The 26,018-nt window shown below is 69.7% G+C and carries 20 protein-coding genes and 3 pseudogenes; 9 read left to right on the top strand and 14 right to left on the bottom strand.

What is annotated here, in order from left to right:
• Position 1: 1 nt before the first annotated feature.
• The 11 genes and pseudogenes from glmS to eccCa all read right to left on the bottom strand — a co-directional run bounded on the left by glmS (position 2) and on the right by eccCa (position 13,554).
• Positions 2-1,864, bottom strand: a complete 1,863-nt coding sequence (gene glmS / locus MVF96_RS08250) for a glutamine--fructose-6-phosphate transaminase (isomerizing) (RefSeq protein ID WP_058250703.1) — start codon at positions 1,862-1,864, stop codon at positions 2-4.
• Between the two features lie 100 nt (positions 1,865-1,964).
• A pseudogene (locus MVF96_RS08245) lies at positions 1,965-2,953 on the bottom strand (dienelactone hydrolase family protein).
• 10 nt (positions 2,954-2,963) lie between these two features.
• A complete protein-coding gene (locus MVF96_RS08240) occupies positions 2,964-3,224 on the bottom strand; it encodes a hypothetical protein (protein WP_058250705.1) in 261 nt (86 codons plus the stop codon).
• Positions 3,221-4,348 (bottom strand): hypothetical protein, encoded by a 1,128-nt coding sequence (locus MVF96_RS08235; protein WP_068970167.1) that lies wholly within the window; start codon positions 4,346-4,348, stop codon positions 3,221-3,223. Before MVF96_RS08235 ends, MVF96_RS08240 begins: the two co-directional genes overlap by 4 nt.
• Positions 4,345-4,725 carry a hypothetical protein gene (locus tag MVF96_RS08230; RefSeq protein WP_068970166.1) on the bottom strand — a complete coding sequence of 127 codons (381 nt, stop codon included), beginning with the start codon at positions 4,723-4,725 and terminating at the stop codon, positions 4,345-4,347. The genes MVF96_RS08235 and MVF96_RS08230 overlap by 4 nt, the downstream gene beginning before the upstream one ends.
• Positions 4,726-4,890: 165 nt before the next feature.
• Positions 4,891-5,595 (bottom strand): HAD family hydrolase, encoded by a 705-nt coding sequence (locus MVF96_RS08225; RefSeq protein ID WP_068970165.1) that lies wholly within the window; start codon positions 5,593-5,595, stop codon positions 4,891-4,893.
• The gene (gene glmM, locus MVF96_RS08220) at positions 5,592-6,938 is read right to left on the bottom strand and encodes a phosphoglucosamine mutase (protein ID WP_068970164.1); all 1,347 of its coding nucleotides are present in this window, start codon (positions 6,936-6,938) and stop codon (positions 5,592-5,594) included. Before glmM ends, MVF96_RS08225 begins: the two co-directional genes overlap by 4 nt.
• 2 nt (positions 6,939-6,940) lie before the next feature.
• Complete coding sequence (rpsI, locus tag MVF96_RS08215) at positions 6,941-7,459, bottom strand: 30S ribosomal protein S9 (protein WP_247451834.1); 519 nt, start codon at positions 7,457-7,459, stop codon at positions 6,941-6,943.
• Positions 7,456-7,899 (bottom strand): 50S ribosomal protein L13, encoded by a 444-nt coding sequence (gene rplM, locus MVF96_RS08210; RefSeq protein ID WP_058250710.1) that lies wholly within the window; start codon positions 7,897-7,899, stop codon positions 7,456-7,458. The genes rpsI and rplM overlap by 4 nt, the downstream gene beginning before the upstream one ends.
• A 206-nt stretch (positions 7,900-8,105) precedes the next feature.
• Complete coding sequence (locus tag MVF96_RS08205; RefSeq protein WP_247451833.1) at positions 8,106-9,458, bottom strand: type VII secretion-associated protein; 1,353 nt, start codon at positions 9,456-9,458, stop codon at positions 8,106-8,108.
• A gap of 16 nt (positions 9,459-9,474) precedes the next feature.
• Complete coding sequence (eccCa, locus tag MVF96_RS08200) at positions 9,475-13,554, bottom strand: type VII secretion protein EccCa (RefSeq protein ID WP_247451832.1); 4,080 nt, start codon at positions 13,552-13,554, stop codon at positions 9,475-9,477.
• Positions 13,555-13,651: 97 nt separating this feature from the next.
• Here eccCa and eccD point away from each other — a divergent pair, with 97 nt between their 5' ends.
• Complete coding sequence (gene eccD, locus MVF96_RS08195) at positions 13,652-15,205, top strand: type VII secretion integral membrane protein EccD (RefSeq protein ID WP_058250713.1); 1,554 nt, start codon at positions 13,652-13,654, stop codon at positions 15,203-15,205.
• Positions 15,205-16,602, top strand: coding sequence for a type VII secretion-associated serine protease mycosin (gene mycP / locus MVF96_RS08190; RefSeq protein ID WP_247451831.1), 1,398 nt, complete (start codon positions 15,205-15,207; stop codon positions 16,600-16,602). Before eccD ends, mycP begins: the two co-directional genes overlap by 1 nt.
• A gap of 28 nt (positions 16,603-16,630) precedes the next feature.
• Here mycP and MVF96_RS08185 read toward each other — a convergent pair whose 3' ends face one another.
• Positions 16,631-17,584, bottom strand: a complete 954-nt coding sequence (locus tag MVF96_RS08185; protein ID WP_058250715.1) for a 4-hydroxy-3-methylbut-2-enyl diphosphate reductase — start codon at positions 17,582-17,584, stop codon at positions 16,631-16,633.
• A gap of 52 nt (positions 17,585-17,636) precedes the next feature.
• On the opposite strand from MVF96_RS08185, the gene MVF96_RS08180 reads away from it, so the two are divergent.
• Genes MVF96_RS08180 through MVF96_RS08170 form a run of 3 tightly spaced genes read left to right on the top strand, consistent with a single transcriptional unit; the run spans position 17,637 to position 19,854 of the window.
• On the top strand, positions 17,637-18,332 hold the full coding sequence (locus tag MVF96_RS08180; RefSeq protein WP_058250716.1) for a lipid droplet-associated protein: 696 nt from the start codon (positions 17,637-17,639) through the stop codon (positions 18,330-18,332).
• Positions 18,329-19,615 carry an exodeoxyribonuclease VII large subunit gene (gene xseA, locus MVF96_RS08175; RefSeq protein ID WP_058250717.1) on the top strand — a complete coding sequence of 429 codons (1,287 nt, stop codon included), beginning with the start codon at positions 18,329-18,331 and terminating at the stop codon, positions 19,613-19,615. The genes MVF96_RS08180 and xseA overlap by 4 nt, the downstream gene beginning before the upstream one ends.
• Positions 19,612-19,854: an exodeoxyribonuclease VII small subunit gene (locus tag MVF96_RS08170; RefSeq protein ID WP_058250718.1), complete on the top strand. Its 243-nt coding sequence runs from the start codon at positions 19,612-19,614 to the stop codon at positions 19,852-19,854. Before xseA ends, MVF96_RS08170 begins: the two co-directional genes overlap by 4 nt.
• Before the next feature lie 6 nt (positions 19,855-19,860).
• On the opposite strand, the gene MVF96_RS08165 is transcribed toward MVF96_RS08170, so the two are convergent.
• Positions 19,861-20,190 (bottom strand): hypothetical protein, encoded by a 330-nt coding sequence (locus MVF96_RS08165; RefSeq protein WP_058250719.1) that lies wholly within the window; start codon positions 20,188-20,190, stop codon positions 19,861-19,863.
• A gap of 57 nt (positions 20,191-20,247) precedes the next feature.
• A pseudogene (locus tag MVF96_RS08160) lies at positions 20,248-20,828 on the bottom strand (DUF4245 domain-containing protein).
• Positions 20,829-20,963: 135 nt separating this feature from the next.
• Here MVF96_RS08160 and glpX point away from each other — a divergent pair.
• The 4 genes and pseudogenes from glpX (at position 20,964) to MVF96_RS08140 (ending at position 25,870) form a co-directional block, all read left to right on the top strand.
• Positions 20,964-21,959: a class II fructose-bisphosphatase gene (gene glpX / locus MVF96_RS08155; protein WP_058250720.1), complete on the top strand. Its 996-nt coding sequence runs from the start codon at positions 20,964-20,966 to the stop codon at positions 21,957-21,959.
• Positions 21,960-22,048: 89 nt separating this feature from the next.
• Positions 22,049-23,746 carry a fumarate hydratase gene (locus MVF96_RS08150; RefSeq protein ID WP_272499061.1) on the top strand — a complete coding sequence of 566 codons (1,698 nt, stop codon included), beginning with the start codon at positions 22,049-22,051 and terminating at the stop codon, positions 23,744-23,746.
• A gap of 8 nt (positions 23,747-23,754) precedes the next feature.
• Positions 23,755-25,178, top strand: a pseudogene (locus MVF96_RS08145) (class II fumarate hydratase).
• A 5-nt stretch (positions 25,179-25,183) separates the two neighbouring features.
• The gene (locus tag MVF96_RS08140; RefSeq protein ID WP_211538186.1) at positions 25,184-25,870 is read left to right on the top strand and encodes a PIG-L deacetylase family protein; all 687 of its coding nucleotides are present in this window, start codon (positions 25,184-25,186) and stop codon (positions 25,868-25,870) included.
• The last annotated feature ends 148 nt before the right edge of the window (positions 25,871-26,018 follow it).

Raw genomic sequence — 26,018 nt, 5'->3', positions numbered from 1 at the left:
GCTATTCGACGGTCACCGACTTGGCCAGGTTCCGCGGTTTGTCGACGTCGTAGCCACGGGCCTGGGCGACGCTCGCCGCGAACACCTGCAGCGGCACGGTCGAGACCAGCGGTTGCAGGAGCGTCGGCGTCTTCGGGATGGGGATGAACTCGTCGGCGACGGCACGGGCGGCCGCGTCGTCGGGCTCGGCGATGACGATCGTGCGGGCTCCGCGGGCCTGGATCTCGCGGATGTTGCTGACCATCTTCGAGTGCAGCACGGCGCGGCCGTCCGGCGAGGGCATGACCGTGATCACCGGGAGCCCGTCCTCGATCAGCGCGATCGGCCCGTGCTTGAGCTCGCCGGCCGCGAACCCCTCGGCGTGCATGTACGCGAGTTCCTTGAGTTTGAGAGCGCCCTCGAGCGCCACCGGATACCCGACATGCCGGCCGATGAACAGCACCGTGTTGTGGTGCGCCAGCGAACGCGCCAGCTCCCGGACCGGCTCCATCGTGTCCAGCACCTGCGCGACCGAGTCGGTCATCGCCTCGATGGCCGCGAACTCGCGGGCGACCTCGTCGGCGTACTTCGTGCCGCGTGCCTGCGCAAGCGCGAGCCCCACGAGATAGGCGGCGACGATCTGCGCGAGGAAGCACTTCGTCGACGCGACGCCGATCTCGGGGCCCGCGTGGGTGTAGAGAACCGCGTCGGATTCCCGGGGGATCTGTGCCCCGTTGGTGTTGCAGATCGCGAGGACGCGTGCCTTCTGGTCCTTCGCGTGCCGGACCGCCTCGAGCGTGTCGGCGGTCTCACCGGACTGCGAGATGGCCACCACCAGGGTCGACCGGTCGAGAACCGGGTCGCGGTAGCGGAACTCACTGGCGAGTTCGATCTCGACCGGGAGGCGCGTCCAGTGCTCGATCGCGTACTTGGCGAGCAGCCCGGCGTGGTAGGCGGTGCCGCAGGCCACCACGAACACCTTGTCGACGTCGCGCAGATCGTCGTCGGTCAGGCGTTGCTCGTCGAGCACGATGCGACCGTTCTGCAGGTGCCCGAGGAGGGTGTCGGCGATCGCGCGCGGCTGCTCGGCGATCTCCTTGAGCATGAAGAAGTCGTAGCCGCCCTTCTCCGCGGCCGCGAGATCCCAGTCGATGTGGAACGGCTTGCCGTCCCGGGCGTTCTCGTCGAAGTCGGTGACCGTGTACGAGTCGGCGGTGATCACCACGACTTCGTCCTGGCCGAGCTCGACCGCGTCCCGGGTGTGTTCGATGAAGGCCGTGACGTCCGACGCGAGGAACATCTCGCCCTGCCCGACACCCACCACGAGCGGGGTCGACCGCCGCGCGGCGACGATGGTGTCCGCGTGGTCGGCATGGGTGAACACGAGCGTGAACGCACCTTCGAGGCGACGCAGCGCCGCATACGCGCTCGCCACGAAGTCGCCGGCGGTCGGCCCGAACGCGTAGTACTTCGACACGAGGTGCACGGCGGTCTCGGTGTCGGTCTCGGACACGAACTCGATGCCGTCGTCCTCGAGTTCGGCGCGTAGCTCGGCGTAGTTCTCGATGATGCCGTTGTGGACGACGGCGAGCTTGCCGTCGTCACTGGCGTGCGGATGCGCGTTCCGATCGGTCGGCTTGCCGTGCGTGGCCCACCGCGTGTGTCCGATCCCGGTCGTGCCCGACAGCGACTCGCGCCCGACCGTGGCGATCTGCTTCTCGAGGTTCTCCAGCCGGAGTGCCTTCTTCTGGATCGCAGTGCTTCCCTCACCGTCGAGGATCGCGACGCCCGCCGAGTCGTACCCGCGGTATTCCATCCGCCGCAACGCGTCGACGACGATGTCCAGGGCATCGCGCCGCCCCACGTATCCCACGATTCCACACATAGCTAGTCAGGGTACCTGCGGACGCGCGGGCGGCAGCGCGGCGCGTCGGGTGCCGAGCGGGGGTCACAGCAGGCCGCCGTCGGGTGCCGCGGCACGGACGTCACTCAATGGTGTCGGGCACCACCGCGTTCGGGGCCCGGGACGGCACCGGGCTCGCCGCGCGGCGGCGTTTGCGTTCTTTCGCGCCGAGCAACTTGGCGATCTTGTCCTGGATCTCCGGCGGATCGTCGAGGTCCACCGCGGGCACCTTGCCGAGCTCGGTGTCGGCGTCGGCGAAGGCCTTGTACCGGCTGTCGTCGTCGAGGGTGTGCAGCAGGAATCCCGTGGTCAGGGCGCGTGCGGCGGTGTGCGTCTTCTTGTCGGCGCCGTTGCCGCCGAGGAGTGATTTGATCGACCGGTGCTCGATCAGCCCGCGGGACGTCGCGGCCGGCGGGGTACGCAGCACCACACCGGGACGGGGATCGGCGGCCGACTCCGACCCGTACGCCTGTGCCAGCGGCAGGGCGTTGCCGTCGATGGTGTCGAGTTCGCCGATCGCCGACACGATGAGTCCCGGAGCACTCACCCGGCGGGCCGCGGGCAGGAGTTGCGCAGTCGTCGGCGCCGGGAACAGTGCGACCACCCCCGGGCCGGCGGTTGCGGCTGACCGTGCAGCACGCCCTCCGACGCGGCCAATACCGCTGCGGCGGCACCGAAGCCGTGGCCGGCGAACCCGATCTTGCGCGGGTCGACGGTGATCTCGCCGAAGCCGAGCGGGACCCGGGTCACGATCGACAGCGCTGAACGGAGCTGGGCGGCCATCGTGTCGTCGGACGCGAGCACGCCTCGCTGACCCGCCGGGACGGCGACGACGATGCCCCAGGACGCGAGGTGGTGGCACAGGTCGCGGTAGCGCTCGACCGACGTCATCCACCCGTGCCCGAACGCGATGGCGGGGAGTCGTTCGCCCTCGGCGGGAGTGAACACGACACCCGGGGTCCCGACGATCCCGAGGTTGCCGCGCAACACGCGATGGGGGCCGCGTCGGGCGAGCGCCTTCATCAGCTTCGCGGGCGACTGCGTCGGCTTCTGCTGCTTCTTGCCTGGCACAGCAGACAGCCTATGTGTTGCGCGGCGGCAGATGGGGACTGGCGTCGGCCACGTCGGCCGGCAACATGATGCCCGGGGTGGCGTCCGCGGCGTCGGCGGCGTTCTCGAGCTCGTCCCGGAGCTGCTGCGTCTCCGACCGCACCGCGTTGCGGCGATGCTCGTCCATGGCGAGTTCGAGGTCCCGCTGTCGAGCGGAGAACACGTGTGACGCCTCCGCGACGCCGGCGGTCGCGGTGCGGGCGAGGGCCTCGATCTGGTCGGCGAGGTTCACTGGTCACCCGCCAACGCCAGATCACCCGACGATCGGTCCGGCGATGCCTCCGGTTCCGGCCCCGACCGATTCTGTTCCGACCGATTCGGTTCCGCGGCTTCGGTTTCGGCGACCGCCCCGGTTGCCGCCTCGACGGTGGCCGATGCCGTCGGCCCCGACGCGACGGGCGCGTCGTGTCCCTCGGCGCCGCCCAGCCGGAACGGGACGTCGACGCCGTCGTCGCGGGATGCGCGCGCCGACTCGTCGGGCTCCGACGACCGTACGGACGCCGGGGGCTCGGACGCGGCGACACCTGACATCGACACCGGGGGCTCTGATCGTGCCGCGGCGGTCGCCGCCCCGGTTTCCGCCGGTCGGGCATCGGTGGTCGATTCGGCCATCCAGGTCTGGGGTCCCGGTGCGGGCGCGGCGACGGTCTGCGCCGGTGCCGCCGCGGACGGTGATCCCGGCGACACGACCGGGACGGCGCCCGGGGGCCCGGCGTCGACCGGATAAGCCTCGTCGTCGATGCCGTCGACGGACCGGTTCAGGAGGTCGAGGATTCCGACGATCCCGCGGGTCGTCGTCTCGAGCGAGGTGCTGAACAGGGCCAGCCGGGACGAGATGTCCTCGACCGCCACCCCGATCGGCACGCGACCGGTGAGCACCGCCTGCGGCAGTTCCGCCGGCAGCACCCCGGCCGCGGTCGGTGCCGACAACCGGGCGACGGCCAGATAGAAGGTGCGCAGCAGGCGGTCGATGCCCGACGCCGCGGCCGAGGTGGCGTCGGTGAGCGTGCGCAGGATGTGCAGATCCGATTCGGCGCGACGCTGATGGTCGATGACCGTCGTGAGGGCGACGGCCGCGGACTCGCTGTTCCAGCCGTCGTCGAGGCGGACCTGCTGTTCGGGGAGATGGTGGAGTTGTTCGGACACGGCCCGGTGCGCCGACACCAGGGCGCGGCTGTCCGCGGACAAGGCCGCGATGTCGAATCCGTCGACCACGCGGAGTCCGTTGCGGAGGGTGACATCGTCGGGGGCGGCGACCCCCATCAGACGCCCGGCCGCCACGAGTTCGATCAACGTCTCGACGCCACCCCGGGCGTCGGACCTCAGCACCGACAGCGAGTCCGCGCCGCGCCTCACCGGACGTCCACCTCCGAAGGCGGCAGCGCTCGCGAGATCTCGCCCGCCACGCGCCGATCCCCGTCCGCCATGGTCAGCGCACTGTTACGGAGAGTGTCAGCGAGCGCCGCAGCGGCCGTGGCCTGCACCCGTAACCGGCGCGACAGCGTCGCGCTCATCTCGGCGTACGCCGCGGCCGACGGCCCGAAGGCGACCGGGTTCCCGTCTGCTGCGATCGACTCCCGAGCCCAGGTCCCGAAGTCGTGTGCGGCCAGATCGTCGGCGACCGCCGACAGCACCAGCGAGGACCTGCGGTAGTACGCCGACACCGCGGACACCGCGGCGGTGTCCATCGAGATCGGGCGCGACCCGACACCGTCCGCACCGTTGCCGTTCATGTCACCCCTCCCCGACGTGCGCCCACCAGTTCACCGCGATCCCGTCCGCGCGGCCTGCATTCTTGGACGCACGGCAGCGGCCGTCGGTTCCCGGGACTTCTCCGGACACGCAGGGAATTGTCGCGTACGGAGGCACGAGGCGCCAGAGCGGCATCAGACGAGCGCTCAGTCGGGCAGTTCGATGCCGTTCGAGGTCACGGCGTCGAGCAGAGCGGTGGGCCGGTCGGCGGCCGGGACGTCGTGGACCAGCGCGAACGCGCAGCCGAGGGCGCGCGCCCCGCCGTCGGCGGTCTCGCTGTCCCCGACCATCAGCACCTCATCGGCCGGCACGCCGAGCGGGTCGAGCGCGGCGCGGAAGATCCGGGGGTCGGGTTTGATCGCCCCGACCTCGTACGACAGCGCGAACGCGGCGACGAGGTCCTCGACGCCGTGCAGGGCCAGGACCTTGCGCAGGTCGAAGGCGATGTTGCTGACGATGCCGACCGGAACCCCTGCCGCACCGAGCTTCTGCAGCACCGCGACGGTGTCGGCGAACGGAACCCACGAGGACGGGTCGAGCACCCGGTTGTAGAGAGCGTTCGCGTGGTCGGCATTGCTCATCCCGACCGTGCGCAGCAACGCCAGGTAACCGGTCCGATGCAGCGCCGGGTCGAGATCACGACGTTCCCAGGCATCCTGGTCGGCACCGACGACGCCGTCGGGCAGACCGACGGGTGCGACCATGCGCCGGATGATGTCCGCCTGACGGTCGCGGTCGAACTCGGCACCGGAGTCGTCGCGCAGGTCGGCGAACCACTCGTCGCGCGCCTCGAAGCGGAACAGGGTGCCGGAGAAGTCGAACAGGACCGCGCGCGGTGCCCCACCGGTCATGCCCCGGCCCCCTGGACGACGTCGGCCAGACGGCCGGCCACCGCCAGCGCCTGATCGGCGGTCGCGGCTTCGACCATCACGCGGACGAGTTGCTCGGTTCCCGACGGACGCAGCAAGACGCGACCGGTCTCCCCCAGTTCGGCTTCGGCGGCCACGACCGCTTCTTTCACCGATTGCGATTGGGCCACTGCGTGTTTGTCGCCGACGCGCACGTTGATGAGCTCCTGCGGCAGCACCGTCACGATGCCGGCCAGGTCGGCGAGCCGCGTCGACGTGGCGGCCATCCGCGCCATCAGCATCAGCCCGGTCAGGATGCCGTCACCCGTCGTGCCCGAACCCGGGACGACGATGTGACCGGACTGTTCCCCGCCGATCGAATAACCACCCCGCCGTAGTTCCTCGAGGACGTACCGGTCCCCGACCCCGGTGGTGTGCACGGTGATCCCGGCCTCGCGCATGGCGATGTGCAGTCCGAGATTGCTCATGACGGTCGCGACGAGCACATCGTCGTGGAGCTTGCCCTGGTCTTTCAGGGACGTCGCCAGCACGGCCATGATGGCATCGCCGTCGACGATCTGACCCGTGGAATCGACTGCGAGACAGCGGTCTGCGTCACCGTCGTGAGCGAGTCCGAGGTCGGCTCCGTGCTCGAGCACGGCCGCCTGCAACTTGTCCATGTGCGTGGACCCGCAGTCGGCGTTGATGTTGAGGCCGTCCGGCTCGGCGTGGATCGCGATGACCGTCGCCCCGGCGTCGGCGTAGACCTGCGGAGCGAGCTCCGACGCCGCGCCGTGCGCGCAGTCGACGACCACGGTCAATCCGTCGAGGCGGGTGTCGACGGCCTGTGCGAGGTGGCGCCGGTAGCGGTCGCCGGCGTCCGGCGCAGCGACGATCCGGCCCACCGCAGCCCCGATCGGGCGGATGAACTCGCCGTCCATGGTCGCTTCGATGCGGTCCTCGACAGCGTCGTCGAGCTTGTGCCCGCCGCCGGAGAAGAACTTGATCCCGTTGTCGGGCATGGGGTTGTGCGACGCGGAGATCATCACGCCGAAGTCGGCGTGGTAGTCCGCGGTCAGGAAGGCGACCGCCGGGGTCGGCACGGTGCCGACGCAGATGGCGTCGACTCCGGTGGCGGCGAGCCCCGCACACACCGCGGCTTCCAGCATCTCGCCGGATGCGCGCGGATCACGTCCGACGACCGCGCGCGGACGCCGGTGCGAATCGGTCGCCGAACTCTCTGCGAAAACGACCGCGGCGGCCGAGGCCAGGCGCAACGCGAGCTCGGGGGTGAGCTCGTCGTTGGCCAGGCCTCGGACGCCGTCGGTTCCGAAAAGGCGTGCCAAGATCAGCGCTTGGAGTACTGCGACGCCTTGCGGGCCTTCTTGAGGCCGTACTTCTTGCGCTCGACCGCACGCGGGTCACGGGTGAGGAAGCCGGCCTTCTTCAGGGCGGGACGATCCTCCGGGGTGACCTCGATGAGCGCACGCGCGATGGCGAGACGCAGCGCGCCGGCCTGGCCCGGGCCGCCGCCGACGAGCTTGGCGTAGATGTCGAACGACTCGGTGCGCTCGACGGTGACCAGCGGGGCCTTGATCAGCTGCTGGTGCACCTTGTTGGGGAAGTAGTCCTCCAGCGAACGGCCGTTGAGGGTGAACTCACCGGAACCCGGCGCCAGGCGAACGCGGACGACGGCCTCCTTGCGGCGGCCGACGGTCTGGATCGGACGGTCGATGACGACCGGCTCGCGGACCTCTTCGACGACAGCGGCGTCGTAGTCGTCAGCGGCGACCTCGACGGCCTCCACGACCTCGACGGCAGCCTCGTCGACGGCCTCGACGGCGTCGTTGATGTTCTCGTTGCTCACTGGGCCACCTGCTTGATCTCGAAGGGGACGGGGCGCTGGGCCGCGTGCGGATGGTTCGGGCCGGCGTAGACCTTCAGCTTCGAGGCCATGGCGCGGCCGAGCTTGGTCGACGGCAGCATGCCCTTGACGGCCTTCTCGATGACCCGCTCGGGGTAGGTCGCGAGCAGCTCGGTGGTGGTGCGGGACTTCAGGCCACCGGGGTGCCCCGAGTGGGTGTAGTTCAGCTTGCGATCAGCCTTGTTGCTGGTCAGCGCGACCTTTTCCGCGTTGATGATGACGACGAAGTCGCCGCCGTCCATGTGCGGGGCGTAGGTCGGCTTGTGCTTGCCGCGAAGCAGGTTCGCGACCTGCACGGCCAGCCGGCCGAGCACCACGTTCTCGGCGTCGATGACATGCCACGTACGCGTGATGTCACCGGCCTTCGGGGTGTAGGTAGGCACAGTTGTCCTCAACTCTTGTCGAATGAATGCTGGTCGGGTGCACGGCAGAGGTTGTTCCCGGCGACCAGTGGGGACCCGGGCCTCCGCTGACCTGGACACACAGCTGTGCGCCAGGCGCCGAGCACCAGCGATCCAGGCTACGCGACCGTGCTGGTCAGGGTCAAAACGGACTCAGCCTCCGGCCGGGGTCAAAACGGACTCGGCCCTCACGACGACGGCGACACCCGGACCGACCGCACCGCCGCCGCGCATTCGTCGTCGGGGGACTCGGCCGCGGTACCCGCCTGACAACCGATCGAGACCTGCAGACCATCGTCGACCACGACGTACCAGCGGATCGCGCCGCCCGAGGCCGGTGACTCGCGGTAGCCGATGACGTCCCGCCCGCCGAACCGGGTGGCGGCGGAGAACTCGGTGACGACGTCGTCGCCGCGCTGCTCGATCCGGTTGCGCAGGCTCCCCGCGACCGATTCCCGGGTCGAGCCGGCGCGCACCTCGGTGAGGACGGCGATGATGCGCCGGCCGTCGTCGGGATCGACGAACACCGCGCGAGTGGTCGAGGGGTCATCGGCCGAACCGCTCGGGGTCCGCTGTTCGGACTGCCGCCAGTCGCCGGGCACCGTCAGCGTCGCACGCCCGAGGCCGACCTCCGTCGACGCCGCGTCCGGTGCGGTGCCGCGCTGCCAGAGTCCCACCCCGATCGCACCGCTCACGACCAGGATCGCCATCACCGCCGCGGCGAGCAGCGTCCCTGACCGGCGCCGGGTGGCGCCGACCGGGAGCGGGTCCGGGGGCCCGGGATCAGGGGCCGGGGCCATCGTGTCCTCGTCCGCACCGCCGGTGCGGTGGCCGAGCCGGACCACGAGCTCGCGGTCGACGGCGACCACGCGTCCGGCGACCGCGTGCCCGGCGATGACGCCGATCGCCGCGGACACCTCGTCCGGGCGGTCCCCGTCGACGAACACCGCCTCGACCGAGTCGTCGATGATGTCGAGCCCGTCCGCATTCGGCGAGGAGCGCGGCGCACGGTCGGCACCGGGACGGATGAGCCCGGAGCGCTCGATCACCCAGCCGTCCGGACCGCGCCCCACGATCTGCACGTCCCACCACGCTGGTCGCGGGTGGCCGGGATCGGCGGGCGGCCGCGGGAGATGAGTGGTCTCGACGACGGCGCACCGTCGCACGGTGAGGTCGGCGTGACTGCGCGCGACGAGCACCGCCCGCGGTAGGAGAGCCACCGGCGCGCGGCCGTCGGCGAGGTCGGCGAGGGTCGATGCCCGACGGGGTCCCCAGGTGCTCGGGTGCCCGACGACGAGCGGTCGACCCGCGGGCAGGTCGAGGCCGGCGAAGACCCGCCGCCACACCTGCCGCAGGTGTTCGCGCCGACCGTCGACCACGACACTCATCTGGTCCACCGCCTCGAGCAGCGGCCGCACATCGCGATCCACCCGGCGCAGCCCGCGCTCCGGGTCATGGACCAGCGGCGTCCCGAACGCGAGATCGACCACCATCGGACGGATCCCGTCGCCGATCGGTTGCACCTCGCCCGGCTGTGTCATCCGGCCCGACCCACCCCTAGTCGCCGATCGGGAGATGGGCGACCTGGATCATCTCCTGCGGCCGGACGCGCGACACCAGTTCGCCGCGGCCGGGCACCAGCGTCTGCATCCTCGACCGGCCGGTGATGAATCCCTCGTCCCGGTCACCGCTCATCAGCAGGATGTCCGACGACAGGTCCTTGAGGCGCGCGATCAGCGGATCGAACATCGCCCGACCGAGGCCGCCGGAACGTCGGGCGAGCACGATGTGCAGCCCGATGTCGCGCGCATGGGAGGCCAGTTCGACGATCGGCAGCATCGGATTGCCGGTCGAGGTGACGACCATGTCGTAGTCGTCGACCACCACGTACACCTCGGGCTGGCCGTCGAGCCAGGTGCGGTCCCGCAGTTGCTGGACCGTCACGTCCTCGGGCGGCATCCGGTTCTTCAGATACGCCGCCAGCTCCGTCATCATCGACGCCGCGCGGTCGGGCGAACTCGCGTAGCCGGCAAGATGATCGCCGTCGATGATCCCCAGCATCGTGCGGCGGTAGTCGACGAAGACGATGCGCACCTGCTCGGGTGTGGCACCCGCGACCAGCCCGGTGACGATCGTCCGCAGCAGGTTGGTCTTGCCGTGTTCGACGTCGGCGAACGCCATGAAATGCGGTTGGGCGGTGAAATCGAGGACCACCGGGGCGAGTTCGAGCTCACCGACACCGATCGCCACCTGATTGGGTGCCAGCGTCAGCCCGGCGGCGGCAACCGCGCGCTGCACCGATGCGTAGCCGATCTCGGTGCTCAGCTTGCGCACGGCCATCGCCGAGCGGCCCGGATAGGCGGCGGTGAGCTTCTCGACCGACTGGGCGACGCCCGCGGGCAACGACTCGGCACTGCTGACCGAATCGAGCCGGGGCAGCGCGATCAGCATGTGCAGCTCCTGCCCGGTCAGGCCGCGGCCGGGTCGGTTCTGCGGGACCAGCGCGGCGGCGCGACGACCCATGTCGGAATCCATTGGGTCGCCCAGCCGCAGCTCGATCCGGGTACCCATGAGATCGCGGACCGCCGGGCGCACCTCGGCCCATCGGGACGCGGTGACCATGACGTGGACGCCGTAGCTCAACCCCTGGGCCACGATCGCGGTGATCTGTTCCTCGAGCGATTCCAGTTCGGTACGCAGCACGTTCATGCCGTCGAGAACGAGGAACACGTCGCCGAACCGGTCCTGCGCGAGCGGGTCCGACGCCGGCGAGGTGACGCCGGACCGGAACCACGCTTCCCGGCGGGACCTGTAGTCGCGCATCGACTCGATGCCCAGCCGGGTGAACAGCAGTTCGCGCGAGCGGACCACGGCCGCCACCTCGGCGACCGTACGGCGGACCGCGTCCATGTCGCCGCGCGAGGCGACCGAGCCGACATGCGGGAGCCCGGCGAGACCGGCCAGACTGCCGCCGCCGAAGTCCAGACAGTAGAACTGCACCTGTTCGGGCGTGTGGGACGCGGCGGCCGACATGATGATCGTGCGCAGCGTCGTCGACTTGCCCGACTGCGGACCGCCGACCACCGCCACGTTGCCCGCGGCCCCCGCGAGGTCGATGACGAGCGGGTCGCGTCGCTGGTCGTAGGGCCGGTCGACGACACCGATCGGAACCGTGAGATGCCCCGGCACCGCCGGGTGGGACCAGTCCCGCTCGCCGAGAAGATGTTCCACGGTGGGCGAGTCGTCCAGCGGCGGCAGCCACACGCGGTGGGCCGGCGGGCCCGCGTGCTCCATGCGTTCGACGATGGTCTCCATGAGCGTGGGCACCTGCGCCGAGACCGGCTCGAACTCGGTGGGCGCCTCGGGTGCCGGCGGTTCCTCGTCGAGCAGGCTCTCGGCCTGATCGAGCAGCGAACGCGACGCGCCCTCCTCCAGCGGCACCGGAAGTGCGGTGAACACCTTGAGGTTTCCGCGACGCGATGACGCCGTGGTCGTCGGATCGACCGACTCGGTGACCGTCGGCGAGTAGTAGGCCCCCGACACGTAGGAGGTGTTGAACCTGATCGGGTCCGCCGAATCGCACTTGAGGTACGCCGAACCCGGGACGCTCGGCAGGTGATAGGCGTCGGGAACACCGAGAACCGAGCGGGACTCGTTGGCGGAGAACGTCTTCAGGCCGATCCGATACGACAGGTGCGAGTCCAGGCCCCGGAGTTTGCCTTCTTCCAGCCGCTGCGAGGCGAGCAGCAGATGGATGTGCAGCGAGCGACCCAGACGACCGATGGCGACGAACAGTTCGGCGAAATCGGGCTTCTGCGAGAGCAGTTCGGAGAACTCGTCGACGACGATGAACAGTGCCGGCAGCGGATCGAGGCGCACCCCCGAGGCGCGGGCGCGCTCGTAGTCGGCGACGTTCGCGTAGTTGCCCGCCGCCCGCAACACCTCCTGGCGCCGGTTCATCTCGCCCGAGAGCGCGTCCTTCATCCGGTCGACCATCGAGAGTTCCTGCTCGAGGTTCGTGATGATCGCGGCGACGTGCGGCGCGGATTCCAAGCCCAGGAACGTCGCGCCGCCCTTGAAGTCCACGAGCACGAGATTCAGCTCCGACGGCGAATGAGTCGCCAGCATCGCCAGGACCAGCGTGCGCAGGAACTCCGACTTCCCCGATCCGGTGGCGCCGATGCACAGCCCGTGCGGACCCATGCCGCCGTGTGCGCTCTCCTTGATGTCGATCTCCACGGGCGCGCCGGTCGGCGTGTAACCGATCGGCACGCGCAGGCGCTCCCGGCCGGTACGACCGCGCCAGGCCGTCGCCGGATCGAAGCGTGCGGCGTCGTCGATGCCCAGCAGCGCGGGCAGGCCGGGGTCGGCCGAGGTCGCCTCGGACTCGAGGTGGGCCAGCGTCGCAGCGGTGGCCAGCCGGTAGCGCGCCATGCGCCGGGCGATCGCCTCCGCCTCGGGAATCGTCAGCGAGTCCATGTCGGCGAACTCCTCGACGCCGGCGGCACTGCGCGCGGAGACCTTGCCCCCGCGCACGACGAGTTGCAGCCCGCGCCGCACCGCGAGACCGTCCGGCGGCGCGGTCAGGTCGAGGATCGTGACGCCTTCCATGCCGGCGTCGTTGATGATCCGCTCGTCGCCGGCGACGTAACCGTCGTCGATGATCACCACGAGGTGTGCGCGGTTGGCGTTCGGCGGCGCCGACCGGCTGAACCGGCCGCGCTCGAGGAGGTCCGCGGCCATCGAGTTCTCGAGGTCCGCCAGCGTCGGATAGATCATCCGCATCGCCCCGACGCCGTCGCGCAGCGTCGGATGTCCCACATGCGGAAGCCATTTCGCCCAGTCCCAGGCCTCCCCCGCCGGATCACCGGTCACGATGCCGATGTGCAGATGATCGGGACCGTGGAACGCACACAGCTCCACGACCATCGACCGGATGAGTTCGCGGGTCTCCTGCCGCGCACCCTCGATGTTGATGGCGGGGAAGCCGCGCAGCGAGATCGAGGTGGGCAGGCGGTACACCGCGGAGTGCGTGCGCACGAACCGGCGCAGGGCCACCATCGACACCGGCTCGATGTCCTCGAGGGGCCCGGTCTCCGGCGGCATGAGCCGCGTGGCGAGTCGCTGGACACCCACCCCGACGCGCACATGGGCGAAGTCGGCGTCGCTGGGGCGGCGTTCCCACATGCGCCTGCTGCCGATCACGTCGAGCAGCGCACGCGGGTCCGGGTGGCTCCAGGTGCGTGCTGCGCGCTGGTTGTCGACGGTCTCGAAGACCTGGCCGCGCAGCTGGCCGAGATAGCGGAAGTAGTCCTTGCGTTCCTCGTTGAGTTCTCCGGCGCGTTTGCCCCCGCCACGGCCGCCGGCGGCGAACATGCCGAACATCGACATCAGCATCATCAGCGGGAACATCATGAACAGCGGGTTGGTCAGGATGTTGCGCCCACCGGTGACGACCATCAGTGCCACCATGCCGACGACGGCGACGACCATCACCACCGGCAGCAGTTTCATCAGGAGGCCGCCGGGCACCACCCGCGGCACATCCGGCGGCGCCTGGATGTTGACCTCGCCTCCGGGCGTGCGTGGGGGCGTGATGCGCGGGCGACGCACAAAGCCCTCCGTCGTCGTGACCACACGTCCCCCCTGACATGTCGCGCTGTGTATCCCCGGGCGGTCGAACCCGCCGCGGTTGGCTATGTTAGCTGCTGAATCTAGGGGGAGGATTGACCTGATGTCGTCTGTGGACGGATTCGCACCGGGGTACCCGGCCACCGCTGCCGACGCGGACACCGGGGATCGCCGGCGGGGTGAGGGGGCCGTCGAGCCGCAACTCGTACGGGTGTCCGTGCTGGGCGGCAACACCCAGCTCGACGTCGGACTGCCGGCCGGCATCCCCATCGCCGGACTCATCGGTGACCTTGTCGCCCAGATCGAATCGCGCAATCCCTCGAGGTCGGACCCCGACGACCCGGATGCCGACGCCCGCAATCCCGGCCGACCGCACGACCGGCAGAACAAGTGGACGCTCGCGCTCGTCGGACAGGACCCACTGCCCCTGCACCGGTCGCTGTCGGAGTCGGGAATCCGTGACGGCGACCTGCTGCTGTTGACCTCCACGCGAACCGGGGAGTCCCCGGTGCTGTTCGACGACGTGGTCGACGCTGTCGCCCGATTGAACGAATCACAGTTCGTCGACTGGACCGCGGCGTCCGCGCGGAAGGTCGGTTACGCACTGGCACTCGTCGCCGCGATCGCGGCGGCGGCGTCCCTGGCCGCGGTCCGCTCCGGCACCGGCGCCCTGTGGTTCGCCGGGTTGTCCGGGCTGGCGGTCGTCGGATTCGTCACCGCCTCGACGATCGTGTCCCGCTACTACCGCGACGAGCAGAGTTCGACGGTGCTGTCCCTGTGTGCCGCACCGATGGCCTTCGTGACCGGGATGATCGTGACGCCCGGGTCATACGGCGCCGCACACCTCACCCTGGGCTTCGCGTTCGCACTCGTCGCCGCGGTCGTCAGTTATCGCATGACCGCGGCCGGGGCGACCGCACACAGCGCTGTGACCAGCGCGGCGCTGCTCGGCGCCACCGGTTGCGGGGCGCGACTCCTCATCGATGCGCCGGTGGCCGATGTCGCCGCCGTCATCGCCGCGGTCGGTCTGCTGTGCATCGGTCTGGCTCCCCGCACGACGATCCTGCTCGCGAAACTGCCGCTGCCCCCGGTGCCGACCGCGGGTGCCGCCATCGACGTCAAGGACATCGAACCGCGACCGGCCATCGAGGGCATCGGGGCGATCGGCGCGACCGCCCTTCCCAAAGCCGATGCGCTGGAACGTCGTTCCTACCTCGCCAACGCGTACCTGACCGGCATCGTCGGCGGGCTCACGATCGTCACCGCCATCGCGGCCGTGCTCACCGCCGCCCCGCTCGCCGGGTTCGAATGGCGCAACGCCGTCTACGCCGCGATCATCGGCGTCGTGCTGTGTCTGCGGGGCCGCTCTCACAGCGACCTGTTCCAGGCGGGAATCCTCGTCATCGGCGGATCGCTCGTGGTGATCACCCTGATCACCGGTCTCGCGTTCGGCGACGACCAGTGGCCGGTGATCGGTTTCGCCCTCGGCATCCTCGTGGTGATCGGCGCCCTCGTCTTCGGGGTCGTCGCACCGAACCAGGACTTCTCACCCGTGATGCGTCGGTGGGCCGAAATCGGCGAGTACATCCTCGTCGCCCTCATCGTGCCCCTGCTGTTGTGGCTGCTCGACCTGTACCGAATGGTCCGCGAGATCTGATGCGCGACAAGCGTGTCCGTGGTGCTGGAGTATTCGCGACGACCCTCGTCGCGGCACTCGTCGGGGCCTCGGCGACGCCCGCTGCGGCGGTGACCCCGCCTCGGATCGATCCCGGCGCCCTCGTCCGGTCGGCCCCGGTCGCCCCGCTCGAACCGACCGAGCAGCGGCACCTGTGCAACATCCCGGAACTGACGCGCACCGTGACGAAACCGACCGCGGCGCAGGCGATGATGAATCTCCCGGAGGCGTGGCGTTTCAGTCGCGGACAGGGTCAGCGGGTGGCCGTCATCGACACCGGGGTGACGCCCCATCCTCGGCTCGGTCGCGTCGTCGCCGGTGGCGATTACGTCTCGGGCGGCAACGGACTCGACGACTGCGACGCCCACGGCACCCTGGTCGCCGGGATCATCGCCGCCCGGCCCAGCACCGCCGACGCGTTCGTCGGCGTCGCGCCCGCGGCATCCATCATCGCGATCCGCCAGTCCAGCAGCGCTTTCCAGAAGAAGAACGACCGCGCCCGGGACGACGCCGCACCGGTGGTCGGCTCGGGTTACGGGTCCGTCCGGACGCTGGCGCACGCCATCGTGCGCGCGGTCGATCTACGCGCCACCGTCATCAACATCTCCGAGGTGGCGTGCGCGTCGGCGGCGGATTCGGTCGACGACCGGGCGCTCGGTGCGGCCATCCGGCACGCCTACGACCGGAACGTCGTGGTCGTCGTGGCAGCCGGCAACCTGACGCGCGACGGCGCCTGCCAGAACCAGAATCCGGCTCCCGCCGCCGACGACCCCGACGGATGGCGGTCGGTCGCGACCGTCGCCAGTCCCGCCTGGTACTCGCCGTACGTCCTCACGGTCGGCTCGGTGGACGCCGACACCGGCTCACCGAGCGATTTCAGCCTGCATGGCCCGTGGGTGAGCGTCGCAGCGCCGGGCACCGACATCGTGAGCCTGGACAGCAAGCGCGGTTCGAGCCGGCTGGCGTCGGCCCAGCAGAGCGACGGCGGGCCGGTGCCCTTGATCGGCACGAGTTTCGCCGCGCCGTACGTCGCGGGCACCGCCGCGCTGATCCGGGCCCGCTTCCCGGATCTGACCGCGCGCGAGGTGATGGACCGCATCATCGCCACCGCCCACTCCCCGGGAACCGGGCGCGATCAGCGGATCGGACACGGTGTCATCGATCCGGTCGCCGCCCTGACCGCCGAAGTGCCGGCCGATCAGCAGCCGGACCGGGCCTCGGCGCCCATCGCCGCACCTCCCGTGGCGCAGCCACCGGACGATTCCGCGCGCAACGTCGCGATCATCGGCAGCGCCGTCGCGGCGATCGTCATCGCCGCCGTCCTCGCGATCGCACTACCCCACCGACGGGTGCGCAAGCTCGACCCGGACGAGTTCTGATCTGTCGACGCCGGATCGTGGCCCGAGGTCAGCTGGACGAACGTGCGGGGCGCAGCTCGCGCGGGAGCGCGAAGGTCAGCGTCTCGTTGGCCGTGTTGACCGTCTCGACCGTGCCGTAGCCGCGTTCGGCCAGGTAGTCGAGAACCCCGCGGACCAGCACCTCGGGCACCGACGCGCCAGAGGTGACCCCGACCGTCGTCACACCGTCGAGCCACGAGTCGTCGATCTCACGGGCGTAATCGACCAGGTGGCCTGCCTTCGCGCCGGCCTGCAGGGCCACCTCGACGAGGCGCACCGAGTTCGAGGAGTTCTGCGATCCGACGACGATCACCAGGTCGCATTCGGGAGCCATCGCCTTGACCGCCACCTGCCGGTTCTGGGTGGCGTAGCAGATGTCGTCGCTGGGCGGGTCGTTGAGCAGCGGGAACTTCTCGCGGAGTCGACGGACCGTCTCCATGGTCTCGTCGACGGACAGGGTGGTCTGCGACAACCAGACCAGCTTCGACTCGTCACGGACCTCGACCGCGTCCACGCTGTCGGGACCGTCGACGAGCTGGATGTGCTGTGGGGCCTCGCCGGCGGTGCCCTCGACCTCTTCGTGGCCCTCATGGCCGATCAGGAGGATGTCGTAGTCGTCGCGCGCGAACCGCTTCGCCTCCTGGTGAACCTTCGTGACCAGCGGACACGTGGCGTCGATGGTGCGCAGGTTGCGCTCGGCGGCGGTCTGGTGCACCAGCGGGGACACCCCGTGCGCGGAGAACACGACCAACGCACCCTCGGGCACCTCGTCGGTCTCGCCGACGAAGATCGCCCCGCGCTCGGCCAGGGTCTCCACGACGTGCCGGTTGTGCACGATCTCCTTGCGCACGTAGACGGGAGCGCCGTGCTTGTCGAGGGCACGCTCGACCGTCTCCACCGCACGGTCGACACCAGCGCAGTAGCCGCGGGGTTCGGCGAGCAGGACACGCTTCGTCTCAGACATGCTTCCCAGGGTACGGGTTACGCGGCGTTGCCCGTGATGGCAGAGTGTTGGCATGGATCGCGCACCGTACCCCGCCCGGATAGCCGCAGGTCTGATCGTCACCGCCCTCGAGGAGACACGCAAACTCCCGGCGCTGCTCATCACGTTGCCGATGACCGCCATCAGCCAGACCCTCCAGGCCGGTATGCGAGCGCAACAGAACATCGCCGAACTGGCCATCAAAGGCGACGCCGCCCTGGAGATGCTCTTCGACCGGCCCGACGAACAGCCCGAGTGGGCACGTTTCGACGAGGACGACGCAGCGGGTCCCGACCCGGTCGCGCCCGCGGCGATCACCGACACGTCTGTGCAGGACGAGAAGCCGAAGGCCGCCGCGACGACCCCGTCGCCCACGACCATCGACGAGGAGATCGAGGAGGCGGCCGCCGACGCCGATCTCGCCGCACCGCCGCGCGCCGATGCCGGGCGGTTCGCGCTGTACAGCTCGACCCCCGACGAGGTCGTCGCGGCCGAGGTGCCGGGCACCGAGGCGGTGGGTTCCGCCGACGGCTCGGGGCCCGAGATCGTCGAGCTCATCGACTACGACACCCTCACCCTCGCGCAACTCCGGGCCCGCCTGCGGTCGGTCGCCGTCGAGGACCTGATCGCACTCGTCGACTATGAGAAATCCCGCCGCGACCGCGCGCCGTTCGTGACGATGCTCGAGAACCGGATCGCCGCGCAGAACAAGCGCTCCACCGAAGCGTGACCGGGGCCGACACGAGCGACACACCGCGACGTTCCTCGTCACCGAACTCGGCCGAGCATCCCTGGCCGGTCCGGACGGTGAACACCAAGATCGCCGACTGGATCCATCGGCTCGGACAGATCTGGGTCGAGGGACAGGTCACCCAGATCAGCCGGCGGCCGGGGACCCGCACCGCGTTCCTCACCCTGCGCGATCCCGCTGCCGACATCTCGATCTCGGTGACGTGCAGCCCCGACCTGCTGGCACGCACCGAGGTCCCGCTGACGGACGGCAGCTCCGTGGTGGTCCTGGGCCGGCCGAGTTACTACACCGGGCGCGGCACGGTGTCGCTGCGGGTCAGCGAGATCCGGGCCGTGGGCATCGGCGAGCTGTTGCTGCGCATCGAACGGCTGCGGCAGCTCATGGCCGCCGAGGGCCTCTTCGATTCACGGCTCAAACGGCCGCTGCCGTTCCTGCCGCGCGCCGTCGGCCTGATCAGTGGCCGCGCGAGCGCAGCGCAGCACGACGTCGTGAGCGTCGCGACCGCTCGATGGTCGAACGTGCGCTTCGACATCCGCGAGGCCCCCGTGCAGGGGCCGACGGCGGTCGCCCGCATCCTGACCCACCTCGCCGATCTCGATGCCCACCCCGATGTCGAGGTCATCATCATCGCGCGCGGCGGGGGCAGCGTCGAAGACCTGCTCCCGTTCTCCGACGAGGCGTTGCTGCGCGCGGTGTCGCGGTGCCGGACCCCGGTCGTCAGCGCGATCGGGCACGAACCGGACAATCCACTGCTCGATCTCGTCGCGGATCTGCGCGCCGCCACTCCGACGGATGCGGCGAAGCGGGTCGTTCCCGACGTCGAGGCCGAACTCGCGGGCATCGCGGATCTGCGGCGACGCAGCGCGCAGGCCCTGCGCAACTGGGTGCGCCGCGAGTCCGGCGTCGTCGCCGCGTTGCGGGCGCGGCCGGTGCTCGCCCGTCCCGGGGTGCTCGTGGACTCCGAAGCCGGGCAGGTGGCTGAGCTGGTCCGCGCCCTGCGCCGAGATGTGTTGCGCCACATCGACTCCGAGGAACGACGTACCGACCATCTCGGTGCGCGCCTGTCAACACTCGGTCCCGCGCAGACCCTGGCCCGCGGCTACGCGGTGGTACAGCGCACCGACACCGACCCACCCCATGTGGTCGGCACGCTCGCGGACCTGCCGCCGGGTGCACCCCTGCGCATCCGGGTCGCCGACGGCGCCGCAACCGCCCGGGTCGACGAACCCACGACCATGCCGGAACACGGAGGAAATGCGTGAGCACCGACGAATCATCCACTCCGATCGAGGAACTCGGATACGAGGAAGCACGCGACGAACTCGCCGAGATCGTCACCGCCCTCGAGCACGGCGGACTCGACCTCGACGCCTCGCTGGCGCTCTGGGAGCGTGGCGAGGCCCTCGCGACCCGCTGCGAGGAGCACCTGCGCGGTGCCCGCGAGCGCATCGAGGCGGTCATCAGCACCGGCTCCGATCCCGACGACCCCGAGGACGACTGAGACCGATCAGTCGAACCGGGTGAGCGCCTCGCGGTCGAGAACACTGATGCGCGTGTGCTCGGCGGTCGGTCGCGCACCGGCCCGCGCGAGGACCGGCCGACGATCCTCCCCACCCCTCGATGAGGAGGAAAGCGGCCGCCCCACAGCGGAATCCGGAGGCGGCCCGACGATGTACGGAAGACCGGATGCAGTCGCGGCCCCGGATCGCGGGTCGGTCGGCGCATCGATGGCGCCCGCCTGTTGCACCGGAACGGTCACCACGAGCAGCACGAGGACCGCGACGAGCACGAGCCTGGCCCACACGAGGTGCAAGCCGAACCCCGATCCCCCATCCATGAGCGCCTCCTGCCGAAGACGCTAGGAACCGCGGGCCGGGTTCTCACGAGTAGTGCGCTACCCCAATTGCAGCGGCTGCTGGGCGACGACCGACGACGCGATCGTCTCGATGTCGGCGTCGCTGCCGCGTGACAGGACCGCGATGCGTACCTTGCCCAGGTCCGTGATCCAGAACCGCTTGCCCTCCGACGTCTCGTAGGTCACCCACTGCCGCCCGCCCGCCTGGCGCGTACCGGTACCGGAGATGTCGGCGAAATCACCCCGCTGCCGCCGCCGAGGTAGGGGACGAACACGTCCTCGGGCGCATCGGACTGACTGAGCTGGACGTAGGCGCCGTCGCTGCTGAGCCATCCCACCGTGCTGACCCGGTGCCCCTCGATCGCGTCCGACGAACCGGAGTTGGGCCGCCAGCCCTCCGGCGTAGGCGGGCGGCGGATCGGGAACGGGAGCTGGGCGGCGTCGGCGTTCAATGCGCTGACCACGTCGAACGGCGGCAGCTTGCTGTCGGCCACGTCCTTGGAGGCCCCGATCGAGCAGTTCCCCGACGCGATCGCCACCAGCGCACACAGCGCGAGCAACGGGACCAACGACCAGAACATGTCCTTGCCGTTGTTCAGAATGCGGGGTTTGTCAGCCATGGCGCCGAGTATCCCACCAGCAGGGTCACTGACCGAATGCCCGGTGTGACATGCAAGGATGGTGGTCGAGACCACCGCCACCATCACTCGGCGCCGCTGGAGTCGACCCGCGCCGAACAGAGGAGTCGATTGCCCATGACCGTCAGCACCCATCAGGCCCCGGACCGCAACCTCGCGATGGAGTTGGTCCGCGTGACCGAGTCGGCTGCACTCGCGGCCGGTCGTTGGGTCGGTCGTGGCGACAAGAACGGCGGCGACGGCGCGGCGGTCGACGCGATGCGCGAACTGTTGTCGTCGGTCTCGATGCGCGGTGTCGTGGTCATCGGAGAGGGCGAGAAGGACGAGGCGCCGATGCTCTACAACGGCGAAGAGGTGGGCAACGGCGAAGGCCCCGACTGTGACGTCGCCGTGGATCCCATCGACGGCACCACGCTGATGGCGGAGGGCCGCCCCAACTCGATCTCGGTGATCGCGGTCAGCGAGCGCGGCACCATGTACGACCCGTCGGCGGTCTTCTACATGGACAAGATCGCCGTCGGGCCCGAGGCCAAGGGCGCCATCAACATCAACGAGTCCGTCGAGTGGAACATCAACTCGGTCGCGAAGGCCAAGGGCATCGACGTCGCCGATCTGACCGTGATCGTCCTCGACCGTCCTCGCCACGCCGATCTCATCGGTGAGATCCGCCAGGCCGGCGCCAAGATCCGCCTCATCTCCGACGGCGACGTCGCCGGTGCGGTCGCGGCCGCCGACGACTACTCCACCGTCGACATGCTGATGGGCGTCGGCGGCACTCCCGAGGGCATCATCACCGCCGTCGCGATGAAGTGCATGGGCGGCGAGATCCAGGGCAAGCTGTGGCCTCGCAACGACGACGAACGTCAGAAGGCCATCGATGCCGGCCACGACCTGGACCGGGTGCTGACCAACGACATCCTGGTCAGCGGCGAGAACGCCTTCTTCTGCGCCACCGGGGTCACCAACGGCGACATGCTGCGCGGCGTCACCTACCGGCCCAATGGCGCGACGACCCGGTCGCTGGTGATGCGCTCGAAGTCCGGCACCGTCCGCCGCATCGAGGCCGTCCACAAGCCGGCCAAGCTTCGCGGCTACTCCCGAATCGATCTCTGAGACACGACATCGGCCCCACACCAACACCGGTGACTTCACGAGTCAACCTCTGGCGTGGGGCCGATGTCGTGGGCGATACGATGCGGTCCGTGAGTAAACCAGCCTCAGCCCCCGAGTTTCTCTACTCCGATCTGCTCCCGACCGGCGCCGACGAGACCCCGTACCGGTTGATCACGACCGAGGGTGTGTCCACGTTCTCCGTCGACGGTCGGACCTTCCTGAAGGTCGACCCGGAGGCCATCCGGAGGCTCACCGCGGAGGCCATGCACGACATCAGCCACTATCTCCGCCCGGCTCATCTCGCGCAGTTGCGCAAGATCATCGACGACCCGGAGGCCTCGGGCAACGACCGGTTCGTCGCCCTTGACCTGCTGAAGAACGTCAACATCTCCGCCGGCGGCGTGCTGCCGATGTGCCAGGACACCGGCACCGCCATCGTGATGGGCAAGAAGAGCGAAGGGGTCCTGACCGGCACCGACGACGCCGAGGCCATCTCCCGCGGTGTCTACGACGCCTACACGCAGCTCAACCTGCGGTACTCGCAGCTCGCCCCGCTGACGACGTACGAGGAGAAGAACACCGGCTCGAACCTGCCCGCCCAGATCGAGATCTACGCCACCGAGCAGGGGCCCAAGGGTCCGGAGTACAAGTTCCTGTTCATGGCCAAGGGCGGTGGCAGCGCCAACAAGTCGTTCCTGTTCCAGGAGACGAAGGCGATCCTGAACCCGACGAGCATCCTGAAGTTCCTCGACGAGAAGATCCGCTCGCTGGGCACCGCGGCCTGCCCGCCGTACCACCTGGCCGTCGTGATCGGCGGCACCTCAGCCGAATTCGCGCTCAAGACCGCCAAGTACGCGTCGGCGCACTACCTCGACAACCTGCCCACGCAGGGTTCGATGTCGGCGCACGGTTTCCGCGATCTCGAGCTCGAGGACGAGGTCTTCCGGCTCACACAGTCCTTCGGCATCGGGGCGCAGTTCGGCGGCAAGTACTTCTGTCACGATGTGCGCGTGGTCCGGCTGCCCCGCCACGGTGCGTCGTGCCCGGTGGCGATCGCGGTCTCCTGCTCGGCCGACCGTCAGGCCCTCGGCAAGATCACCGCCGACGGCGTGTTCCTCGAACAGCTCGAGACCGATCCGGCCCGCTACATGCCCGCAGCCGGTGTGGCCGAGGACATCTCGGGTGGCGAGGTGGTCGAGGTCGACCTCAACCGCCCGATGCCGGAGATCCTCGCGCAACTCTCGCAGTATCCGGTCAAGACGCGCCTGTCGCTGACCGGACCGCTGGTCGTCGCGCGCGACATCGCCCACGCCAAGATCAAGGAACGCCTCGATGCCGGCGAGCCGATGCCCGACTACCTGCGCGACCACCCGGTCTACTACGCCGGGCCGGCGAAGACCCCCGAGGGCATGGCCTCCGGATCGTTCGGTCCGACGACGGCCGGCCGGATGGACAGCTATGTCGAGCAGTTCCAGGCCGCCGGGGGCTCGATGGTCATGCTGGCCAAGGGGAATCGATCCAAGCAGGTCACCGAGGCGTGCGGCGCGCACGGCGGTTTCTACCTCGGCTCCATCGGCGGGCCCGCGGCACGTCTCGCGCTCGACTGCATCAAGAGCCAGGAGATCATCGAGTACCCCGAACTCGGCATGGAGGCCGTGTGGAAGATCGAGGTCGAGAATTTTCCGGCCTTCATCGTCGTTGACGACAAGGGCAACGACTTTTTCACCGACCCGAGTGGGGCCGTCAACGTCCCGCTGAGCGGCATAAGGATTCGATCGAAGGAGTAGGCACGCCGATGACCGAGGAAACACAGACCGACGCGCAGGGCGAGCAATACCGCATCGAGCACGACACCATGGGCGAGGTCCGGGTACCCGTCGACGCCCTGTGGCGGGCACAGACGCAGCGTGCCGTGGAGAACTTCCCGATCAGCGGACGCCCCCTCGAACGGACCCAGATCCGGGCGATGGGACTGCTGAAGGCGGCCTGCGCCACCGTCAACGCCGACCTCGGTCTGCTCGACAAGGAGAAGGCCGACGCGATCGTCGCCGCGGCCACCGAGATCGCGGACGGACGCCACGACGACCAGTTCCCGATCGACGTGTTCCAGACCGGTTCGGGCACCAGCTCGAACATGAACACCAACGAGGTCATCGCGTCGATCGCCAAGTCCAACGGCGTCGAGGTGCATCCGAACGACCACGTCAACATGTCCCAGTCGTCCAACGACACCTTCCCGACGGCGACGCACGTCGCCGCCACCGAGGCCGCCGTCACCGACCTGATCCCGGCGCTCGAACATCTGCAGAAGACGTTGGCCGACAAGGCAACCGAATGGCGTGAGGTCGTCAAGAGCGGGCGCACGCATCTGATGGACGCGGTACCGGTCACGCTCGGACAGGAGTTCGGCGGTTACGCGCGTCAGGTCGAGGCCGGCATCGAGCGCATCACCGCCGCCCTCCCGCGCGTCGGCGAACTGCCCATCGGCGGTACCGCGGTCGGCACCGGCCTCAATGCGCCAGATGGCTTCGGCACCAAGGTGGTCGCCGAACTCGTGTCGCTCACCGGCGTCGAGTCACTCACCCTCGCGAAGGACAACTTCGAGGCGCAGGCGGCCCGTGACGGGCTCGTCGAACTCTCCGGCCAGTTGAAGACGATCGCGGTGTCGCTGACCAAGATCGCCAACGACGTCCGCTGGATGGGCTCGGGTCCGCTCACCGGGCTCGGCGAGATCCTGCTCCCCGACCTGCAGCCGGGCAGCTCCATCATGCCGGGCAAGGTCAATCCCGTTCTGCCCGAAGCTGTCACGCAGGTGGCGGCGCAGGTCATCGGCAACGACGCCGCGGTCACCTGGGGCGGCGGCAACGGCGCCTTCGAACTCAACGTCTACATCCCGATGATGGCGCGCAACGTCCTCGAGTCCCTCAAGCTGCTCGCGAACGTCTCGCGGTTGTTCGCCGACCGCTGTATTACCGGTCTGCAGGCCAACACCGAGCGGTTGCGCACGCTCGCGGAGAGTTCGCCGTCGATCGTCACCCCCTCAACAGCGCCATCGGCTACGAGGAGGCAGCGGCCGTCGCCAAGCAGGCACTGAAGGAGGGCAAGACCATCCGCGAGACCGTCCTCGAACGTGGCCTGGTCGGCGAGAAGCTGACCGAGGACGAACTGGACGCCCGGCTCGACGTGCTGAAGATGGCCAATCTCGACCGGGAGCGCTGAGAACCGTGACGGCGCAGCTGCTCCCCTTCCCCACCGACTGGCAGACCGCGCTCGTGCTCGTCGCCCACCCCGACGACCCCGAGTACGGGATGGCGGCGGCCGTCGCCCGCTGGACCGGCGAGGGCAAGCGCGTCGTCTACGCGCTGGCCTCGAGCGGCGAGCGGGGCATCGAGGGTCTGCCGCCCGCCGAGTGCGGCCCCCTGCGGGAAGCGGAGCAGCGCGCGTCCGCGTCGATCGTCGGCGTGGACGAGGTGGAGTTCTGGGGGTTCCCCGACAGTGACATCCGCAACGTGCCGGAGTTGCGGGACAAGATCACCGAGACCGTCGAACGGGTGCGGCCGCAGGTGATCGTCTCGCTCTTCGGTGGACCCGAGTGGGCGCCGGGCATGCCCAATCAGCGCGACCACATGGAGTTCGCCGCGGCGGTCCTCGAGGCCTACGACGCCCTGGAAGCCCCGCCGTCGTGGTTGTTCGAGAACGGTCCGGCGGCGACCCACGGCGTCGAGGTCGAGGAACAACTCGACGCGGCCGTTCGAGCACTCGCCGCCCACGACCGCTACCTCTCCGTCCTCGATCCGGACACCCCGGTCGTCGACCAGGCGCGGGCGCAGATCGAGATGGCGACCGCGCCTCGAGAGGGCGACCCCCGTCATGTGACCGGCTTCGAGCTCAAACGGGGTCGGCCCGCCTGAGTCGGCACGACCCGCCGCGCATCAGCAGCGGCAGCGGCGACGACCCGACGTTTCCTTGGCCCCTCGGATCGGTGACCTTCGGCCCCTCCCGGCGGGCGCGACGTCGGTGGATGGTGTGAGGGTCAATTTCTCCGCACACAGTCGGAGC

Source organism: Gordonia hongkongensis (assembly GCF_023078355.1).
GTDB classification, from domain to species: domain Bacteria; phylum Actinomycetota; class Actinomycetes; order Mycobacteriales; family Mycobacteriaceae; genus Gordonia; species Gordonia hongkongensis.
The sequence above is the reverse complement of the archived record's forward strand: the minus strand, read 5'-3'. Positions and strand labels throughout refer to the sequence as shown.